Source organism: Nodosilinea sp. P-1105 (genome assembly GCF_012911975.1).
Lineage (GTDB): Bacteria > Cyanobacteriota > Cyanobacteriia > Phormidesmidales > Phormidesmidaceae > Nodosilinea.
In genome coordinates, this window is record NZ_SMDQ01000001.1 from 55,447 (window position 1) to 70,870 (window position 15,424).

Annotated in this window: 12 protein-coding genes; 9 read left to right on the forward strand and 3 right to left on the reverse strand. The window is 54.9% G+C overall.

The annotated features are described in order from the left end of the window. Nucleotides 1-95: 95 nt before the first annotated feature. Together E1H13_RS00175 and E1H13_RS00180 are read left to right on the forward strand one after the other, a co-directional pair. Nucleotides 96-3,560, forward strand: a complete 3,465-nt coding sequence (locus E1H13_RS00175; RefSeq protein WP_169611378.1) for a response regulator — start codon at nucleotides 96-98, stop codon at nucleotides 3,558-3,560. A 78-nt stretch (nucleotides 3,561-3,638) separates the two neighbouring features. Next, entirely contained in the window at nucleotides 3,639-5,996 is a 2,358-nt protein-coding gene (locus tag E1H13_RS00180; RefSeq protein WP_169611379.1) for a sensor histidine kinase, read from the forward strand. Nucleotides 5,997-6,049: 53 nt separating this feature from the next. On the opposite strand, the gene E1H13_RS00185 is transcribed toward E1H13_RS00180, so the two are convergent. Then, nucleotides 6,050-6,739, reverse strand: a complete 690-nt coding sequence (locus E1H13_RS00185) for an aspartate/glutamate racemase family protein (RefSeq protein ID WP_169611380.1) — start codon at nucleotides 6,737-6,739, stop codon at nucleotides 6,050-6,052. A 145-nt stretch (nucleotides 6,740-6,884) separates the two neighbouring features. Between E1H13_RS00185 and E1H13_RS00190 the strand changes: the two genes are divergently transcribed. Beyond that, on the forward strand, nucleotides 6,885-7,241 hold the full coding sequence (locus E1H13_RS00190; RefSeq protein ID WP_169611381.1) for a rhodanese-like domain-containing protein: 357 nt from the start codon (nucleotides 6,885-6,887) through the stop codon (nucleotides 7,239-7,241). On the opposite strand, the gene E1H13_RS28235 is transcribed toward E1H13_RS00190, so the two are convergent. After that, complete coding sequence (locus E1H13_RS28235; protein ID WP_169611382.1) at nucleotides 7,202-7,483, reverse strand: DUF2949 domain-containing protein; 282 nt, start codon at nucleotides 7,481-7,483, stop codon at nucleotides 7,202-7,204. The two genes, E1H13_RS00190 and E1H13_RS28235, sit on opposite strands and share 40 nt — an antisense overlap. A gap of 252 nt (nucleotides 7,484-7,735) precedes the next feature. Here E1H13_RS28235 and E1H13_RS00200 point away from each other — a divergent pair, with 252 nt between their 5' ends. After that, nucleotides 7,736-9,508 (forward strand): NACHT domain-containing protein, encoded by a 1,773-nt coding sequence (locus E1H13_RS00200; RefSeq protein ID WP_169611383.1) that lies wholly within the window; start codon nucleotides 7,736-7,738, stop codon nucleotides 9,506-9,508. Between the two features lie 163 nt (nucleotides 9,509-9,671). Further along, nucleotides 9,672-10,583: a transglutaminase family protein gene (locus E1H13_RS27820; RefSeq protein WP_169611384.1), complete on the forward strand. Its 912-nt coding sequence runs from the start codon at nucleotides 9,672-9,674 to the stop codon at nucleotides 10,581-10,583. Between the two features lie 10 nt (nucleotides 10,584-10,593). On the opposite strand, the gene E1H13_RS00210 is transcribed toward E1H13_RS27820, so the two are convergent. Then, nucleotides 10,594-11,460, reverse strand: coding sequence for a WYL domain-containing protein (locus E1H13_RS00210; protein WP_169611385.1), 867 nt, complete (start codon nucleotides 11,458-11,460; stop codon nucleotides 10,594-10,596). 104 nt (nucleotides 11,461-11,564) lie between these two features. On the opposite strand from E1H13_RS00210, the gene E1H13_RS00215 reads away from it, so the two are divergent. The 4 genes from E1H13_RS00215 (at nucleotide 11,565) to E1H13_RS00230 (ending at nucleotide 15,420) form a co-directional block, all read left to right on the forward strand. After that, nucleotides 11,565-11,822, forward strand: coding sequence for a DUF433 domain-containing protein (locus E1H13_RS00215; RefSeq protein ID WP_169611386.1), 258 nt, complete (start codon nucleotides 11,565-11,567; stop codon nucleotides 11,820-11,822). Between the two features lie 120 nt (nucleotides 11,823-11,942). After that, nucleotides 11,943-12,128: a hypothetical protein gene (locus E1H13_RS00220; protein ID WP_206069811.1), complete on the forward strand. Its 186-nt coding sequence runs from the start codon at nucleotides 11,943-11,945 to the stop codon at nucleotides 12,126-12,128. A gap of 335 nt (nucleotides 12,129-12,463) precedes the next feature. Further along, entirely contained in the window at nucleotides 12,464-12,652 is a 189-nt protein-coding gene (locus E1H13_RS00225) for a hypothetical protein (RefSeq protein WP_169611388.1), read from the forward strand. Nucleotides 12,653-12,720: 68 nt separating this feature from the next. Next, complete coding sequence (locus tag E1H13_RS00230) at nucleotides 12,721-15,420, forward strand: CRISPR-associated protein Csc3 (RefSeq protein ID WP_169611389.1); 2,700 nt, start codon at nucleotides 12,721-12,723, stop codon at nucleotides 15,418-15,420. Nucleotides 15,421-15,424: the final 4 nt, after the last annotated feature.

Sequence of the window (15,424 nt, forward strand, 5' to 3'; positions counted from 1 at the left end):
CTGGCGATTGCACAAACTAGCTTTTGGGCTGGCGGTCAGACTCAAGTCCAGTGGGGATGAGTGGCTGTTTGTTCACTGTTTTTAAGCATTTTGCCATGCGTAGCTCTGACTTAACGACTTGTAAACCAACCGCTGACCTGCGTCCTACCCAGTCAATCGTCATGGTTGCAGGAGATCTTTCAGAGCATATGAGAGGGTTGGCGCAGGCGCTTGAGCAGCAGGGCTATGAGGTGCGCTGCGTCACAGGAGTCACGACTGTACAAGCGGTTCAGACCAGGCCGCCCGATCTAATTTTACTGGTCACCCCAATGGCAGAGATGAATGGCGACGAGCTGTATCAGCAATGGCAGGCTAACCCCCTAACAGAGGCAATTCCAGTCATTATCTTAGGCGGGTTAAAGACTGAGGCCGCAAGGGTTAAGGCATTGTCAATGGGGGCCGTTGCTTACTTGGCTAAGCCCGTTGCCACCACAGAACTTCTGGCACAAGTGGCGACTCAACTGCGCTGGCACCAACGGCAGCGGCAGCTGATCTTAGAAAATCAACAGCTGCGGCAGCAGATTTGCGATCGCGATCGCGACAGCCTGCAGTTGCGGCGGGCTTCTAACCGCCTATCTGCCCTAATCCAGCACCTCACGACCCATCAGCAAGTAGAACAGCTGTTGGTGCAAAAGTCTGATGTACTCAAGCAATTTAGCTGTAGCCTGAAAGAGCTGCATCGCCTTAGTCTGGCCCGATTTACCAGCTTTGACGATTTGCTGGCTGACTACCTCCAGACCGGCTGTCAGGTGCTGGGCTTTACCGGTGGCCTGGTGGGCCAGGTGGACAATAACCACTACGTGGCCCAGTCCATAGCCGCTAATTTTCCGGGCCTCCAACCCAACCTGCGCTGCAACTTAGACGATACCTTTTGCGGTATGGCGATTCGGCAACGGCAGACCATTTGCTTCGACCATGTCGGAGCCAACCCTGACCTCCGACAACACCCCCTATACCAAGCATTCCAACTAGAGTCATATCTGGGTACTCCCATTTGGGTAGACGGCAAGGTGTACGGCAGCCTTTGCTTCTTTGACACCGTCCCTCGCCCCCAGGGCTTTAACCAGCATGAAAAAGAAATCATTGAGTTGATGGCCCAGAGCATTGGCAAAGTGATTAGTACCTACCGGCTAGAGCAGCAGCAGCAACAGGCCCAGGCCGAACTACAAGCCAGCGAAGAGAAATTTCGCCAGCTAGCTGAATACATTGACAGCGTATTTTGGATCTATGACATTCAAGAGCACCGAGTTAGCTATGTCTCCCCTGCTTACGACAATATCTGGGGCCGCAACCGGGACGAGTTGCACCATAACCCGATGGCCTGGCTGAATGCCGTGCATGCCGACGATCGCTGTCACGTTTGCCGTAGCTTGCCCAGACCGTGGGATGCGGCTGCCCTAGCTAACTTTAGCTACGACGAAGAGTTTCGTATCGTGCAGCCCCAGGGGCAGCAAGCATGGGTTCGGGCGCGCGCCTTTCCCATTCACAACGATCAAGGGACCGTGTACCGTCTGGTAGGCGTGGTCGAAGACCTAACCCCAGTCAAATCCCAAGAGGAAGCCCTGCGACTAATCGTGGAAGGGACCGCCGCCAAAACCGGCCAAGATTTTTTTGAATCCCTCGTGCGCTATCTAGCCGACATTCTGCAGGTGCGCCATGCCTTAGTGACCCAGTGCCTATGCCCAGATAATCATCGAGTCAGTACCTTGGCCTTTTGGCAAAATGGACTGTTGGTCAACCGCCAAGACTATGCGGTTGCAGGCACCCCCTGTGAGCAAGTGGTGGTCGGGGAAGTAACCTATATTCCCGATCAGGTGCAATCGATTTATCCCACCGATCCAGAGTTGTCAAAATTAGAGGCCGTTAGCTTTTTCGGCATTCCCCTGATCAATCGCAACAGCGAGGTGATTGGCCACCTGGCTGTGCTTGACAATAAACCAATGGTGGCAGATTCCACCCGTGAGATGATTTTGCGCATTTTTGCCGCTCGGGCGGCCGCAGAACTGGAGCGGCAACAGGCTGAGCAGGCCCTGCAGCGAGCCCGGGAAGCCGCAGATGCGGCCAACCAGGCCAAAAGCACCTTTTTAGCCAATATGAGCCATGAACTGCGGACCCCCCTAAACAGCATTATTGGGTTTGCTCAGCTGATTAACCGTGATTGGACCTTAGATCCTGAGACCGCTGGCTATCTGGAAATTATTCGGCACAGTGGTGAGCACTTGCTGGCCTTGATTAACGACGTGCTAGACATGTCAAAGATTGAAGCGGGGCGCGCCTGTTTGCAAGTGACCACCTTCGATTTGTCTTATTTATTACTGGGTTTAGAGGCAATGCTGCTACTGCAAGCAGAGGCCAAAGGTCTGGAGCTAGCCTTTGACTGCGATCCAGCCATGCCCACTTACATTACCGCCGATGAAGGCAAGCTAAGGCAAGTGCTGATCAACTTGTTAGGGAATGCAATTAAATTTACGCCCTCAGGCTGGGTAATGCTACGAGTTCGCTGCCAACCGCCCTTGCCGGGAACCCAGCCGCAGGCAAAAGCAGCCCTGGAGTTTGCGGTGATCGACACGGGGCCTGGAATTGCCCCAGGGGAGATGAACCAGCTGTTCGAGCCTTTTACCCAGGCTGACGCCGGACGACAATCACACCAGGGGAGCGGGCTAGGGCTGCCGATTAGCCAGCAGTTTGTCCGTCTTATGGGAGGAGAACTAACGGTAGACACACAAGTGGGCCAGGGCTCGGTTTTTCGCTTTACCCTGCCGGTCAACAACGGGGATGGTACAGCGATCGCCGACAGGCCAGGCCAGGCTAACATTCTAAAACTGGCCCCTAATCAACCAACCTATCGCCTACTGGTGGTGGACGATCACCTGGCTAGCCGTCATTTGCTGAGCCGGCTGCTTCAGTCGGTAGGGTTTGAGGTGCATGACGTATCCGATGGTCAAGCTGCTGTCGACCACACCCAATGGTGGCATCCCCACTTGATCTGGATGGACCTGCGGATGCCGGTTTTAGACGGCTACGCCGCTACCCGTCAAATCAGATCCCTCAATTTGCACCCAAGCCCGGTAATTATTGCCCTGACGTCTAGTCCCTTTGAAGAAGAGCGGCCTAACATCTTAGCGGCGGGCTGTGATGACTTTATGCGCAAACCCTTTCAGCTAGAGGCGATTTTACATAAAGTAGCCAGCTATTTGTCCGTGCAGTATATCTACGCCACTGACGCTGATAACACTGGCGCTAACGGTACGTCAGCTTACCCACTCCAGACTCCCCCCAGAGGGCAGGGAATGTCACCGCCACCAAGTCCCCAGGACATTGCCACTTGGCTACAAACCATGCCCTCTAACTGGCAGCAGGCCCTGGCCCTGGCCGCCATGGCTGGCTCTGACGCTCGTCTGGTAGCTCTGCTAGAGGATACAGAAGCCATCCCTGAAGCGATCGCGCAAACCCTAACAACCTGGGCTAAAAACTTTGAGTTTGATCGGCTCCTAGACTGCTTGCCCACCACGTCTCCATAGCCCCCAACCTCTGCATAGCTCGTTTGAATAACCCCCGGTGCATCCTATGCTTTATGCCGACTCACAAGGACCCTGGCGATGGTGATGTCTCGATTTCGCTGGAAACCCGCCCGCTGGCTAGAACGGCTGCCACTCATGGTCGTCCTAGAAGTTCCCTATCTACTGCAAATGCTGACAGTGGTTGGCTTAGCCAGCTGGATCTTGGTGCAATATCGGCAGGTAACGGTGGCCAACCTGGCCACTAATTTGCAAAATGAGACCACAGAGCGGGTTACCGCTTACATTGAACATCAGACCTCAATGGTGACTCGGCTAAATGAAACCCATGTCGCAGCTGTGGAAACCCAACTGCTTGATTTCGGAAACTTTGAGCAAATGGGACGGTTCTTTTGGCAACAGATGCAGATTTACCCGGTCGACTACATCAACTATGCCAATCCCGCCGGAGAGTTCATTGGGGTAGAACGGCAAGTGGATGACACCCTGGTGATCAATGAAACCCGCCGGGACGACCTCAACCACATGACCATTTACCAAACCAATGACCAGGGCGATCGCACCGCAGCTGAGGTCATCTATTCTCCTGAGCCAATTCAGGAAGAAGAGTGGTATGCGGTGGCAGCGGCGGCAGGGCAACCCCTGTGGAGCCCAATTTACCCCTGGTTTGATCAGCCTGACGTGCTCTCAATCTCGGCTAGTTATCCCCTGTATACATCCGAGGGTGAGCTGTTGGGGGTGATGGGGGCAGATCTAGTCTTGACTCAAATGGGGCAGTTTTTGCAAACCATTCAGGTGAGTCCTTCCAGCCAAATTTTTATTCTGGAGCGCAGTGGTCTCCTGGTGGCCAGTTCCAATGGTGGCGTGCCGTTCACCGTGGTGGATGGCGCGAGCTATCGCTTGCCTGCCACGGAAAGTCCAAATCCTCTGGTGAGAGCAGCCGCCCAGTCCCTGGTACAGCAGAACGGGCTAGCAATTACAGCACCGTTGCAGTTAGTCGTTCCAGGACCCAATGGGCGACAGTTTGTCAGCACTGTGCCCTGGAGGGATGAGCTGGGCCTGGACTGGCTGGTGGTCGTGGTGGTGCCTGAAGCTGATTTTTTGACCCAGGTGGATACCTACTTGCGCACAACCATACTGCTGGTCCTGTTGTCCTTGGCCATAGCGATGCTGATGGCGCTGCTGAGCGATCGCTGGATCAATCGCCCTATTCGACAACTGGCGGTGGCCAGTCGGGCGATCGCATCGGGTTATCGTAGTCAAACCGTTGGAATTGAAGGCATCTGTGAATTGAGGATGCTATCCATGGCCTTTAACCAAATGACCGCGCAGGTGGCTGATGCCCTAGACCAACTAGAAATTCGCGTGGCAGAGCGTACTGCTGATCTCGCTAAAGCTAAGGAAGCTGCGGAGGCCGCCAACCAGTCTAAAAATCTGTTTCTAGCCAATATGAGTCACCAGTTACGGACGCCGCTGAATATTATTCTGGGATTTATTCAGGTGATGCAGCATGATCCAGCGGTGGCCGAACCCCACCGCCAGGGGCTAGCCAGAATGTACCGCAGCGCTGACTACTTGCTGGTGCAAATCAACAACCTGCTCCTGGCCTCAAAGCTCGATATGGAGGAGGTGCCAGCCGTTGTCTCAGCCTGGTTAGACCTAGAACTGCTACTGCACAATCTTCAAATCCAGTTCTCAGCCCATTGCGCCCATCTAGCGCATTCGACGGTGGAGTTCCGGATCGAGATCGAGGGGGAGGTACCTCAGCACATCTGTATCGACGAAGCCAAGCTGTACCAAAGTCTGACCCATCTGCTAGATAATGCCTTTCGGTTTACCCCGGCTGGCCAAGTGACCCTGCGACTCGTTGGGCAAAAGCAGGGGACGGTTCCCGCCACAGACCAAGCAGCCGAGGTTCGACACCAACACTGCCTGACTTTTGCGGTAATCGATACTGGCCCCGGCATCGAGCGCAACGAGCTAGAACGTCTATTTAGCCCATTTGAGCAAACGACATCTGGGCAGCAATCACAGCAGGGTAGTGGCCTGGGGCTCTTTATCTGTCAAGAATACATCCGCCTACTGGGGGGACAGCTTCAGTGCCACAGTCAACTCGGCCGAGGCAGCTGTTTTGAATTCACGGTGACGGTGCCAGGTAGCGATCAGGTCATGGTTGGGCTCGATTTAGGGCAACAGAGTGAGACCACAGCCGCGCGGCTATCTCCCCTGTCCGAAGCCGATCACCTGGCTATCATGCCTAAAACCTGGCAGGATCAGCTGCAGCAAGCGGCTATTCTGGGGGACGACAATGCTGTGCTAACCCTCGTCGACACGATTCCACCGGAGGGGACGGAACTCAAGGACTGGCTCCGACACTGGGCCACCGACTATCAATTCGACCACATCCTGGAGCTGTTTCGGTCAGCGTCTAGTCAATGACCAGACCTTAATGGGAGGAATAGCCTAGTTCCTCCCCGCTGCATGGGCCTAGGTTACTCTGCTAGGGCGCCCTTGACTGCGGCTTCGGCGTGGAGTTGGGTGGTGGGGAAAAGGGGGACTGGGGCCTGCTGAATCAGCAGTTCCAACTCGGTGCAGCCCAGAATAATGCCCTCGGCCCCAGCTTGGGCCAGGGTGGTGCAGATGGTGTGTACCTGCTGGCGAGAGTTAGGGGCGATCGCCCCCAGACATAACTCGTCGTAGATGATCTGGTGTAGGGTATCGCGATCGCGCGGTTGGGGTACTAGCACCTCCAGGCCGTGTTTTTCGGTGAGCCGCCGCCGATAAAAGTCTTGTTCCATGGTGAATTTGGTGCCTAGCAGCCCTACCCGGCTGAGCCCTTGGGCTTTGATGGCGGCGGCGGTGACATCAGCGATGTGCAAAAATGGCACTGAAATGCGCCCCTCGATCGCGTCAGCAACCTTGTGCATGGTGTTAGTGCAGAGCAGCACCAGGCTCGCCCCAGCCATTTGCAACTGTTGGGCGGCTTCAATCAAAATGGCGGCCGCTTCGGACCAGCGATCGTTGTGTTGCACGATAGCGATATCGGCAAAGTCCACTGAAAACAAGATAATTTTGGCTGAGTGCAACCCCCCCAATCGATCGCTGGTGAGTTGATTAATCATGCGGTAGTACTCCAGAGACGACTGCCAACTCATGCCGCCGATCAAGCCAATGGTTTTCATCGAAAAATTTAGGGTAAAGGGCAGAGGATAGGTGGCATCGGGGATACCACTGTTTAGGGTAAACCGCCAGGGCCAGACTATTCTCTAGAAACGGTGAATTTCATGGCACCATGGAAAAACCGCAACGAATCGATAGGCTAACCCGATGACAGCTTCCCCCGATGCCATCCCCTATGCACCGATCAGCGTTGAGCTTCTGGCCCAGCGGTTGGCTGCTGGCGATGATCTGCAACTGATTGATGTGCGGGAACCCGACGAAGTCGCCATAGCCCAGTTGGCTGGCTTTGTAAACTTGCCCCTCAGTCAATTTGGCCACTGGTCAGAGGGCATCCACAGCCAATTTGAGGCCGATAAAGAGACGGTGGTGCTGTGCCACCACGGCATGCGATCGGCCCAAATGTGTACCTGGTTAGCCCAGCAAGGATTTTCTCAGCTGAAGAATGTGACCGGCGGCATTGACGCCTATGCCCTGGTGGTCGATCGCTCAGTACCTCGATATTGAGGACTCAAAGCCGTCGGAATGACCGGTAGTTCAGGACCGTATGAAACAGAGCTGGTTTGCTCTAGCCAGTCAAAAATTTGCCCCAGCTGATCGGTGGTGACTAATCCGTATTGCCACAACACCATCGGTAGCAAGCTGGGCACCTGCTGGGTTTGGCGCATTCCTAGGGCGATTGACTCTGGGGGAATAGCCAAATCTGACTGCAAAAAATTGACCAGCTGGTGTTGGTGCTGCGGACTCATATCAGCGATGAAGAACAATTGAGGCAAGTGTATCGGCTATTGCCCAATTGATCCCATGTTTTTTTGAAGAAAATCAGAATTTTTAGACTGGATCTGGTAGGGTCGAGCCACTGGCTGAGCGGATTCTTCGGGGTTGACTTCAGGCGCTACAATGAGCGAGCAGGGGCATACACTAAGGATTTGGGTGACTTTGGCCTTGATGCCATAGTGCCCTGGTTGGGTTCTGAGAGTAACGTTAGGCCCCTTGCCCCCATGGTTTTAACCGCACTTATCAAGTTTGCTCCGATTCGCCCGCCTAACCTGGCCGATCGGCAGGCCTTAATCATGGCGGCAAAGCAACAGCTCCAGTTCTATCGGGCGGGGCTGCCTTTGCTCGAGGGGGAGACTGGAAAAGCGATCGAGATTCCCTTGAATTACAAAATTTGGGGGTTGCAATACGGCCAGCAGTCGACCCAGGTGCTGCAATCCTACGGCGCGATCGCCGATTACTTTCACAGCGGTGGGGTGGGTGGACGGCTGCTGCTACTGGGGGAACCTGGGATGGGCAAAACCCATACTCTGCTAGCGGTGGGCGAACTGCTGCTACACCAGGCCAGTCGCAACCAGGCCCCGGTCCCTATTCTGGTAGATCTTTCCGCCTGGTCTGGGGATACCCTGCGCAACTGGTTAATTGACTATTTTTGGCAGCATTATCGGATTGCTAAAACCGTGGCCGAGGTGTGGATCGACACTGGCCAGCTGACTCTGCTGCTGGACGGCTTTGACCATTTGCCCTCTGGCCAGCAGCGCACCTGTGCTCAAGCGATCGATGCCCTATTGCGCACTAACCCCAACCAAGCAGCTCTCCTCTGCTGCCGCCGCAAAGTACTGGAGGAAAGTGGTATTGCCTTTGGTGAATTTAACAGCGGGGTCAATATCGTGCCCCTGATGGCCCAGCAGGTGAAAGACTATGTGATGGCGTTTGCCTTGCCAGAGGTGTGGCAAGGCATCAAGAGTAGCAAAACTCTGCAACAGTTGGCCCGCTGCCCCCTGTTGCTGTCCATGCTGGTGACTACTGGGACGACAACCAAGGACAATGGACAACCCATCACCAATCGCAGCAGCTTAGTCGACCATTACCTGACCCACCAATTGGCCCAGGGGGGCCACCGGGGCGATCGCGCTGCCCTGGGCTGGCTGGCCCAACAGCTGGCCACCCGTTCCCGCCTGTTTTACTTAGACGACCTCTGCCACCTCTGGCTACCTGAATCTACCCGGCTGCTCTATCGGCTCTTGCTGGGGCTGGCCCTGGCCCTGACCTTTGGCCTGGTGGGGGGCAATGTGGTGTTGGGGCTAGCCCTGGGGTTAGTGGCGTCCCAGGTGGATTTAGAGTCCTTGCCCCGGCTACGCTTCAGCCTGGCCACGGCTTCCTTCGCCCGGTTGAGCAGTTTGGCCCTGGTCAGCACCCTGGGCGCAGGGATTTTAGGCCTGGGGTTGGCCAGCCTCAGTGCCACCCTACTGAGTCCCCTGAACCTGGGGACCCAGGCCTTTGCGGGCGGGGGGCTGGTGGGGGCGATCGCCGGTTGGGGTCTGGGCTTAAGCAGTTTAATGTGGGGAGGGCTGCACAACACGATTCAGGTGCGGCGCAGCCCCAACCAGGATGTGCAAATGGCCTTTCGCAATAGTTTGGTGCTGGTGGCACTGCTGGGGCTGGTGATTGTGCTACTGGCGGTGCTGCCAGCGATCGCCAACAACCAGTCACCCCTGACGGTATTGTCCCCCAGTCGCGGCCGACTCCTCCTGGCCAGTTTGGTGGGGGCCGTAGTGTGGCTGTCCTTTGGGTTGCAGCAGGCCCTGGTACGGCTTTTGCTAGCCTCCCGCTGGCCTCTAACCAGCCAACCAGTACTCCATCGTCTGGTGAAGCTGAAGCTCCTGCGTCGGGTGGGGGGCGGCTACGGCTTCTGCCATGACCTGCTACGCGAAGCCCTGGCCCAACCACAAAACCAAAAATCGGGGCGATCGCCTAGCCCAGTTTCTCGACCATGACCCCATTAATACCAGGGCAGTAGTCAGCGGTCAGGTACTAGGCTGTGGCATAAGTCGGCCAACTGTTCTTGAAACCTTACACCCTCAACAAAGGTAGTCATAGTTTTGCCAGCCGGTACCAGCCTTTACCCCTATAGTCCTTATCCAGTCAGGAGCAATACCCGTGAGCGTCATCTTTGATCTAGAGCACGTCACCACCTATCGGTACAGCCAGCCGGTCAGCTTTGGCGAGCATCGGGCTATTTTTCTGCCCCGGGGCAGCCATGGTGGACGCTTGCTCAGCTACGACCTAGACACTAACATTCCAGCCGATGTGCGCTGGTTGATGGATACCCTATCGAATAATGTGGCTATCCTGAAGTTTGAACAACCAGCCAAAGAACTGGTTGTCACCTACCGCGTCAAAGGGGAGCATTTTGGCTACCGGGCGATCTCTAACTTCCCCCTAGAAGCCAGGGCTGAAGAACTGCCAGTGCAGTATACCCCCGATGAATGGACGGACCTGGCTGCGTTTATTCGTCCCCATGCGGAAGACCCTGACGGCAGTGTGGCCGCCTGGACCAAAGCGTTTGTGGCCGGGGACCAGGACCAAACCCTGGATGTGCTGCAACGGATGATGGATACGATCAACGGCACCATGGCTTACCAGGCTAGGGAAGCCGAGGGCACCCAGTCCCCAGGTGAGACCCTACGCCTGGCCTCCGGGACCTGCCGTGACTATGCCTGGTTGATGATTGAAGCCGTGCGGCGACTGGGGTTGGCTTGCCGGTTTGTCAGTGGCTACCTGTACGACCCGGCTCTGGACGGCGGCGATGTGGGGATGACTGGCTCTGGGGCGACCCATGCCTGGCTACAGGTGTATCTACCGGGGGCGGGCTGGCGCAACTATGACCCGACCAACCGCATCACCCAAGGGTTTGACTTAATCCCGGTGGCGATCGCCCGTCACCCGGCCCAGGTGATTCCCCTCTCTGGCTCTTGGATGGGAGCGGCGGATGCCTATCTGGGTATGGAGGTGTCTGTGGCCATTCGCAAGCTCGGTAATCTACCTGAGTTTGAGCAACAGGGGCGATAGGGGCGATCGCCTATTCCGAGCCACCGCCATAGCGATCGACTAAAACGCGCAATTCACTGACAAACCGCTGGCGGATGTCCTCAGGCTCCACAATCACACAATCGGCCCCGTAGCGGCGCACCTCTCGAAAGAACCAGAAGGTACTGGTAATCCGCCGTACGACCCGCCGCACTTGCCGTTCAGCGTCCCATTCGTTAACCCGATCCACTTTTGACTTGGTGCGGTAAGCCAAGGCCAGCCTACCCAGCAAGTGCATCTCCACATCCACAAATGCCAGCTCTGGCTGCCAAGGCCCATCGATCGGACTAATCACCGCTTCTTCGGGAATGCGGTCTAAGCGCAGGGTCCAGTTGTGCTGAAGCTGAGAGATATCTTGGTTGCCGTCAGTTTCGTCGCACCAGCACACCAGGTACTGGCGCTCTTCAATGGCGGCAATTTTGGCGTGGCGCACGGAAAAGCTCCACAGTAGCCCCGCAGCATCCTGGTAGGTGAGGCGGAAGGGCCGCTGGCGTCGCAAGCAGCGATCGATATCGGCCCGCCAGGGAGGGGCAGGATAGTCGACAAAAGCCTGAATGTCTTGGCGCAGGGGGTGACTGAGTTCGCTGCGTTCTAAGAGCAGATTCGCGATCGCCAGGGCTTCGGCCCCATAGCCCTGGTCGTGGAGCTGACCCCGAGCTAGGTTTAGGGCTTTGATGCGCTCTGGACTCCAGTCGTGGTTGACGGCCAGGCGCAGTGTGCCCTGGGCGATCGCTTTGATAAGTTTTGAAACATTGGGGCGATCGCCCCAGGTCTGGTCAAAGTCTAGGGCAAGCTGCTCTAGCTGGGCTTTTTCGGCCTCGTCAATCGATAGGGTAATGGAGCGTTTTTGGCGGGTCATAGGGAGTCGCGTCAAATTTGTACGGACACTTTGTCATTATTTCTCTGGACACCCCCATGGTAGCTCTGCCACCATGGGGTCATACCAGCAGGTACGGATAGGTTATGGAGACAAAAGATAGGGAGGGGCGATCGCCCCTGGGCCGGATTGCCCTGGGCGCTGGTGACAACAAACCAGTCATTCGCGGGCAAACGGTGTTGGTGGAAGCGGTGCTACGTAAGCTGGCGGATGGGGCGACCTATGAAGCGGTGCTGGCAGAATGGCCGCAGTTGCAGCGGGAGGATATCTTGGCCTGCCTGGAGTATGCGGCTCGCCTGGTGGTCTACCGGCAACTGCGGGAGTCTGATTTGCCGCCGGACTGAGGTGGGTTTGCAACAGCAGGTTACACCTTGTACCGGAGCATTCTGTTTTGTGTCGCTTTGCTTAAGGTTGCAGGGTTTGTCTTTTATATCGGGAGTAATGCAAGGGGAAACGTAATGACCATGACAGAAAGGCTGGCACAGGTGCTAGGAGATGGCCAGTGGCATTCCACCAGGGAGTTGGTGGAATTGGTGGGCCATCGGTTTTCGGCAGTGCTGCACCGAGCTAAGCAAAAAGGATGGCAGGTAGAAAAGCGACGGGCAGATAAGCAGATGTTTGAGTATCGGTTGGTCAACTACCAGTCATAGGGGGCTAGGAGGAATGAGCTTATGCTTGCGAAAGGTGGACAAAGACCAAAGCCAGGGCATTCCATGGCTTTCAATCCCTAAGAGGGTTATTGGCTAGACAAGAGACTCTAAGTAACGTGGCACTTATTTCAATCCCTAAGCAGGGTTTAGAATCCGCTCAGAGCCTAAGCTACAGTCTATCTCACATTCAAGATCAAAATTTCTGGTGTAATTTACCTGCCACTTGACGTATTTGTGTTGCTAGTATGGAGGTGCAGACTTAAGGCATCCTCGGGGCTCTGCGTAGGCATACCGCCTAGATCCTGTAGGCATGCCCTATATAGGGGAAAGGTCTTATGGATTACTGGAGCAACAAGAACAAGCGACTGGCCACATACCGAGAAATGCGCGAGCAATGCGAGCGAGAGCTAGCTCAGCTAGATCGACTCATTCGGGAAGAAGAATATGAGCCATTCCCAGATGGAGAAGGAAATCTGATTCCTTGGATGGACTACCTAGAAAAGGCCGTAGGTGAAGAGGAATAGGCGAATCAATCCGCTTTGAGCTGTAATTTCATCTTTCATACTATCCCCTGTGGAGGCGGGTTTGAAAAATGAGTTTAAGAATTCTCGGTCGATATCAACTACCAAAAACGATAGATGAGCAGTATTTTTGCAAAGTTAGACCGGAGATATATAAAAATCATGCTGGTCATGCTCAACATGGATCTCGCCAAGGACGAAGCTTAGCTGAGCATCTTGATTCAGCTTGTCAGTTTGTTCTCACCGTCAGCAAGCTTGCTAACGTACCTGACGATAAACGATCGCTCATCCTTGCTGCAACTGCGGTTCATGATCTCAACAAGCTAGATCCAAGAGAGAGAAATGTAAAAACCTTAGCCCGCGATCGCGAATTTCTCAAAGCACAGCTTGAAAGAGCTGGCGTAGCTGACTGGGTAAAAACTGACGAAGATTTAGAGCTGGTGCGCCGCCTGATTGAACGTCACTCCGGGCACAACGCCAGTGATGGCATGCGCTTTCTGCCGGAAGATCCAAATATCAAGCGCTGGGCGGCAATGCTCATCGGGGGCGACCTATACGACTTAGGCATTCCTGAAGAGCAGCGTATTCGCAAGGTTGAAACTGAACTAACAGTAGTCCTCCAAAAAGATACTTACTTTTTTAAGGTGCAGTTAGCAGAAGACCGAGGCTACCTAACGGCTCTACTCTTGGCGGCTTGTGAAGAGGTTCTTCATGAGCGGGGGCTGGCGACTTTATCTGTCGATCCAGATGGGCAGCTTTTCATTGGAGAGCACTTTCCTGAAGAAGATTTGACCCTGGCGATTGCCCAAAAGTGGTCTCGAAAAATCAACCAGGTTTTCAGCGGCAATGTTGAACAATTGGTCAAGGCCAGCAAAGACGGTATCAAGGTTGACCCGCAAGCCGTACAGCAAAATCCTGAGGCTGCGATCGAGCAGGTCGATGCGCTGTTGGTTAAAAAATTTAGTGGCTATAAGGCCGATAAGATTACCCAGGATGTTCAGAAGTACAGCGGTGAAGCTGGAGCAACAGCCGTGGCAGCGGCAGCGGAACTGGGCTTGTTACCCATTTCCAACGCTGAAGATTTTGCGGTTTCAGAAGGGCTCAAAGCCTCTTACCTCAGCTATCGCGAAGCAGCACTTAATCCTAAGGATGCCTGGGATCGTATTGCCGAACAAGTCGAGTTAACCCCTGACCAACGAACGGCTCTGGAGCCTTTTAATGCTCAGTACGGGCGATGTCTGTTTGCTGCCAAAGCAGTGTCCCGTGGACAAGAGGCGATCGCCCCTCTGCTTCGAGATTCCTTCCAACTGCGGCAAACCGAAGATACCTCAGTGCCTCAGGAGTTAGTGGCGGCGGTTGCCCAGTTGCTCAATTTTGCCCATCCTTCTACCTGGCAGGGTTTTGCTGAGCTCACCAGCTACATCGAGGCCAGTCCTCGCCTGCGCTGTTCCCTGGGGCCAACGTCAACGGCTCCAGTGGAGGAGTTGATTTCCGCCAAAATGCCCCCAGAAACAAAGGTGCAGTCGTTTTCAAATCGGCTACCGGGTGGCATGAGTGCAGAACCCAAACGCCGAGGTGATGCACTGTCAGCCCTGGGGTATCAACTACTAAGGGTTGGAGCTAATTTCCCAAAAGCCAGCAAGCAGGCTCCGATGTACCTGCACTTTGCTCTACCCAAGGGATCTAGTGTTGAACTCCAACACATTTGGAAGCAGTTTCTCCAGCGCACGGCTGAGACGAACGAAGAGGGTACCGTCACCGTTGATGAGCTACAGCTCTATCGAGACCACCAGATCGTCTTCAAAGCCAACAAAGTCGTTGGCCTTGCCCTACCTAAGCGACCTGAGTTTATGCATTCCACCGTCACCATTCCTGTACTTTGGGGCGATGTGAATAACTCACTGGCGTTGCTGAAGTCCTTGCGACTAGCCCTTGAGATGGCCCTAGCTTTGGATATTGGGTTCCCCTTTGTGCTCAGTGCCAACCTGGAAATTGAGCCTAGCTGGGACATTTTTGGTCGGGTAGAGGGCATTCCATCTACCCTCCAACCGCTCTTAGGCCCAGGTCAATACCTCCGGGAAGGCAATCTCTCTGAGCAAGAGCGCCAGCAGCAAGTGACCGCCGAAGCAGTATTAGATCGTTTGCGATGCCTCGGCCAATTATCAATAGCCGTAGCCAGTCTGCCTAAAAAGGACGACTGCCTGTACGACCTCGCTCGGTCTGCTGCTCGCCCCCTAGACCTCTATCACGTCCTCCTGCGCTGGCTATTGCGAGAACAGGATGATCCCAACTTGGAGGCTACCTGGACTCGAATTCAAGAACCTTTAACCATCCTTTTGGAGAGTTTAATGTCAGAAGAACATGATCGTGTTTCGCGCTACCTCAAGCAGGCAGCTCACATTGCAGAGGTCGGTAAACTGCGCGGTAGTTCCTTCCGCCGCACGGCCCAAGCCGAACCTTTTTCAGAGTTTATCAAGGCTATCCGTGCCCGGAAGCCTCACATGGATTGGGATACGGTTTTTGCTGCTCTAGTGCAGCAATACCACAATCGCCTCGATCGCATTCGAGAGCATGGGGTTGGGGCCACCAAGTACGAGCAAATTTCTCAGTACTATGACGTCCTCAAAGAACTGTTTGTCGAGGTCTACAACTCTCGCCCCGACAGGCTCTTAAGCGACAGCAAAACGCTGGAAGCCGCCTACCTCTTTTTCCTTCAGGAAGCCCGAAAAGAACTGAAGGCCCAAACTGAACAACAATCCACCCAAGCTTAGGAGC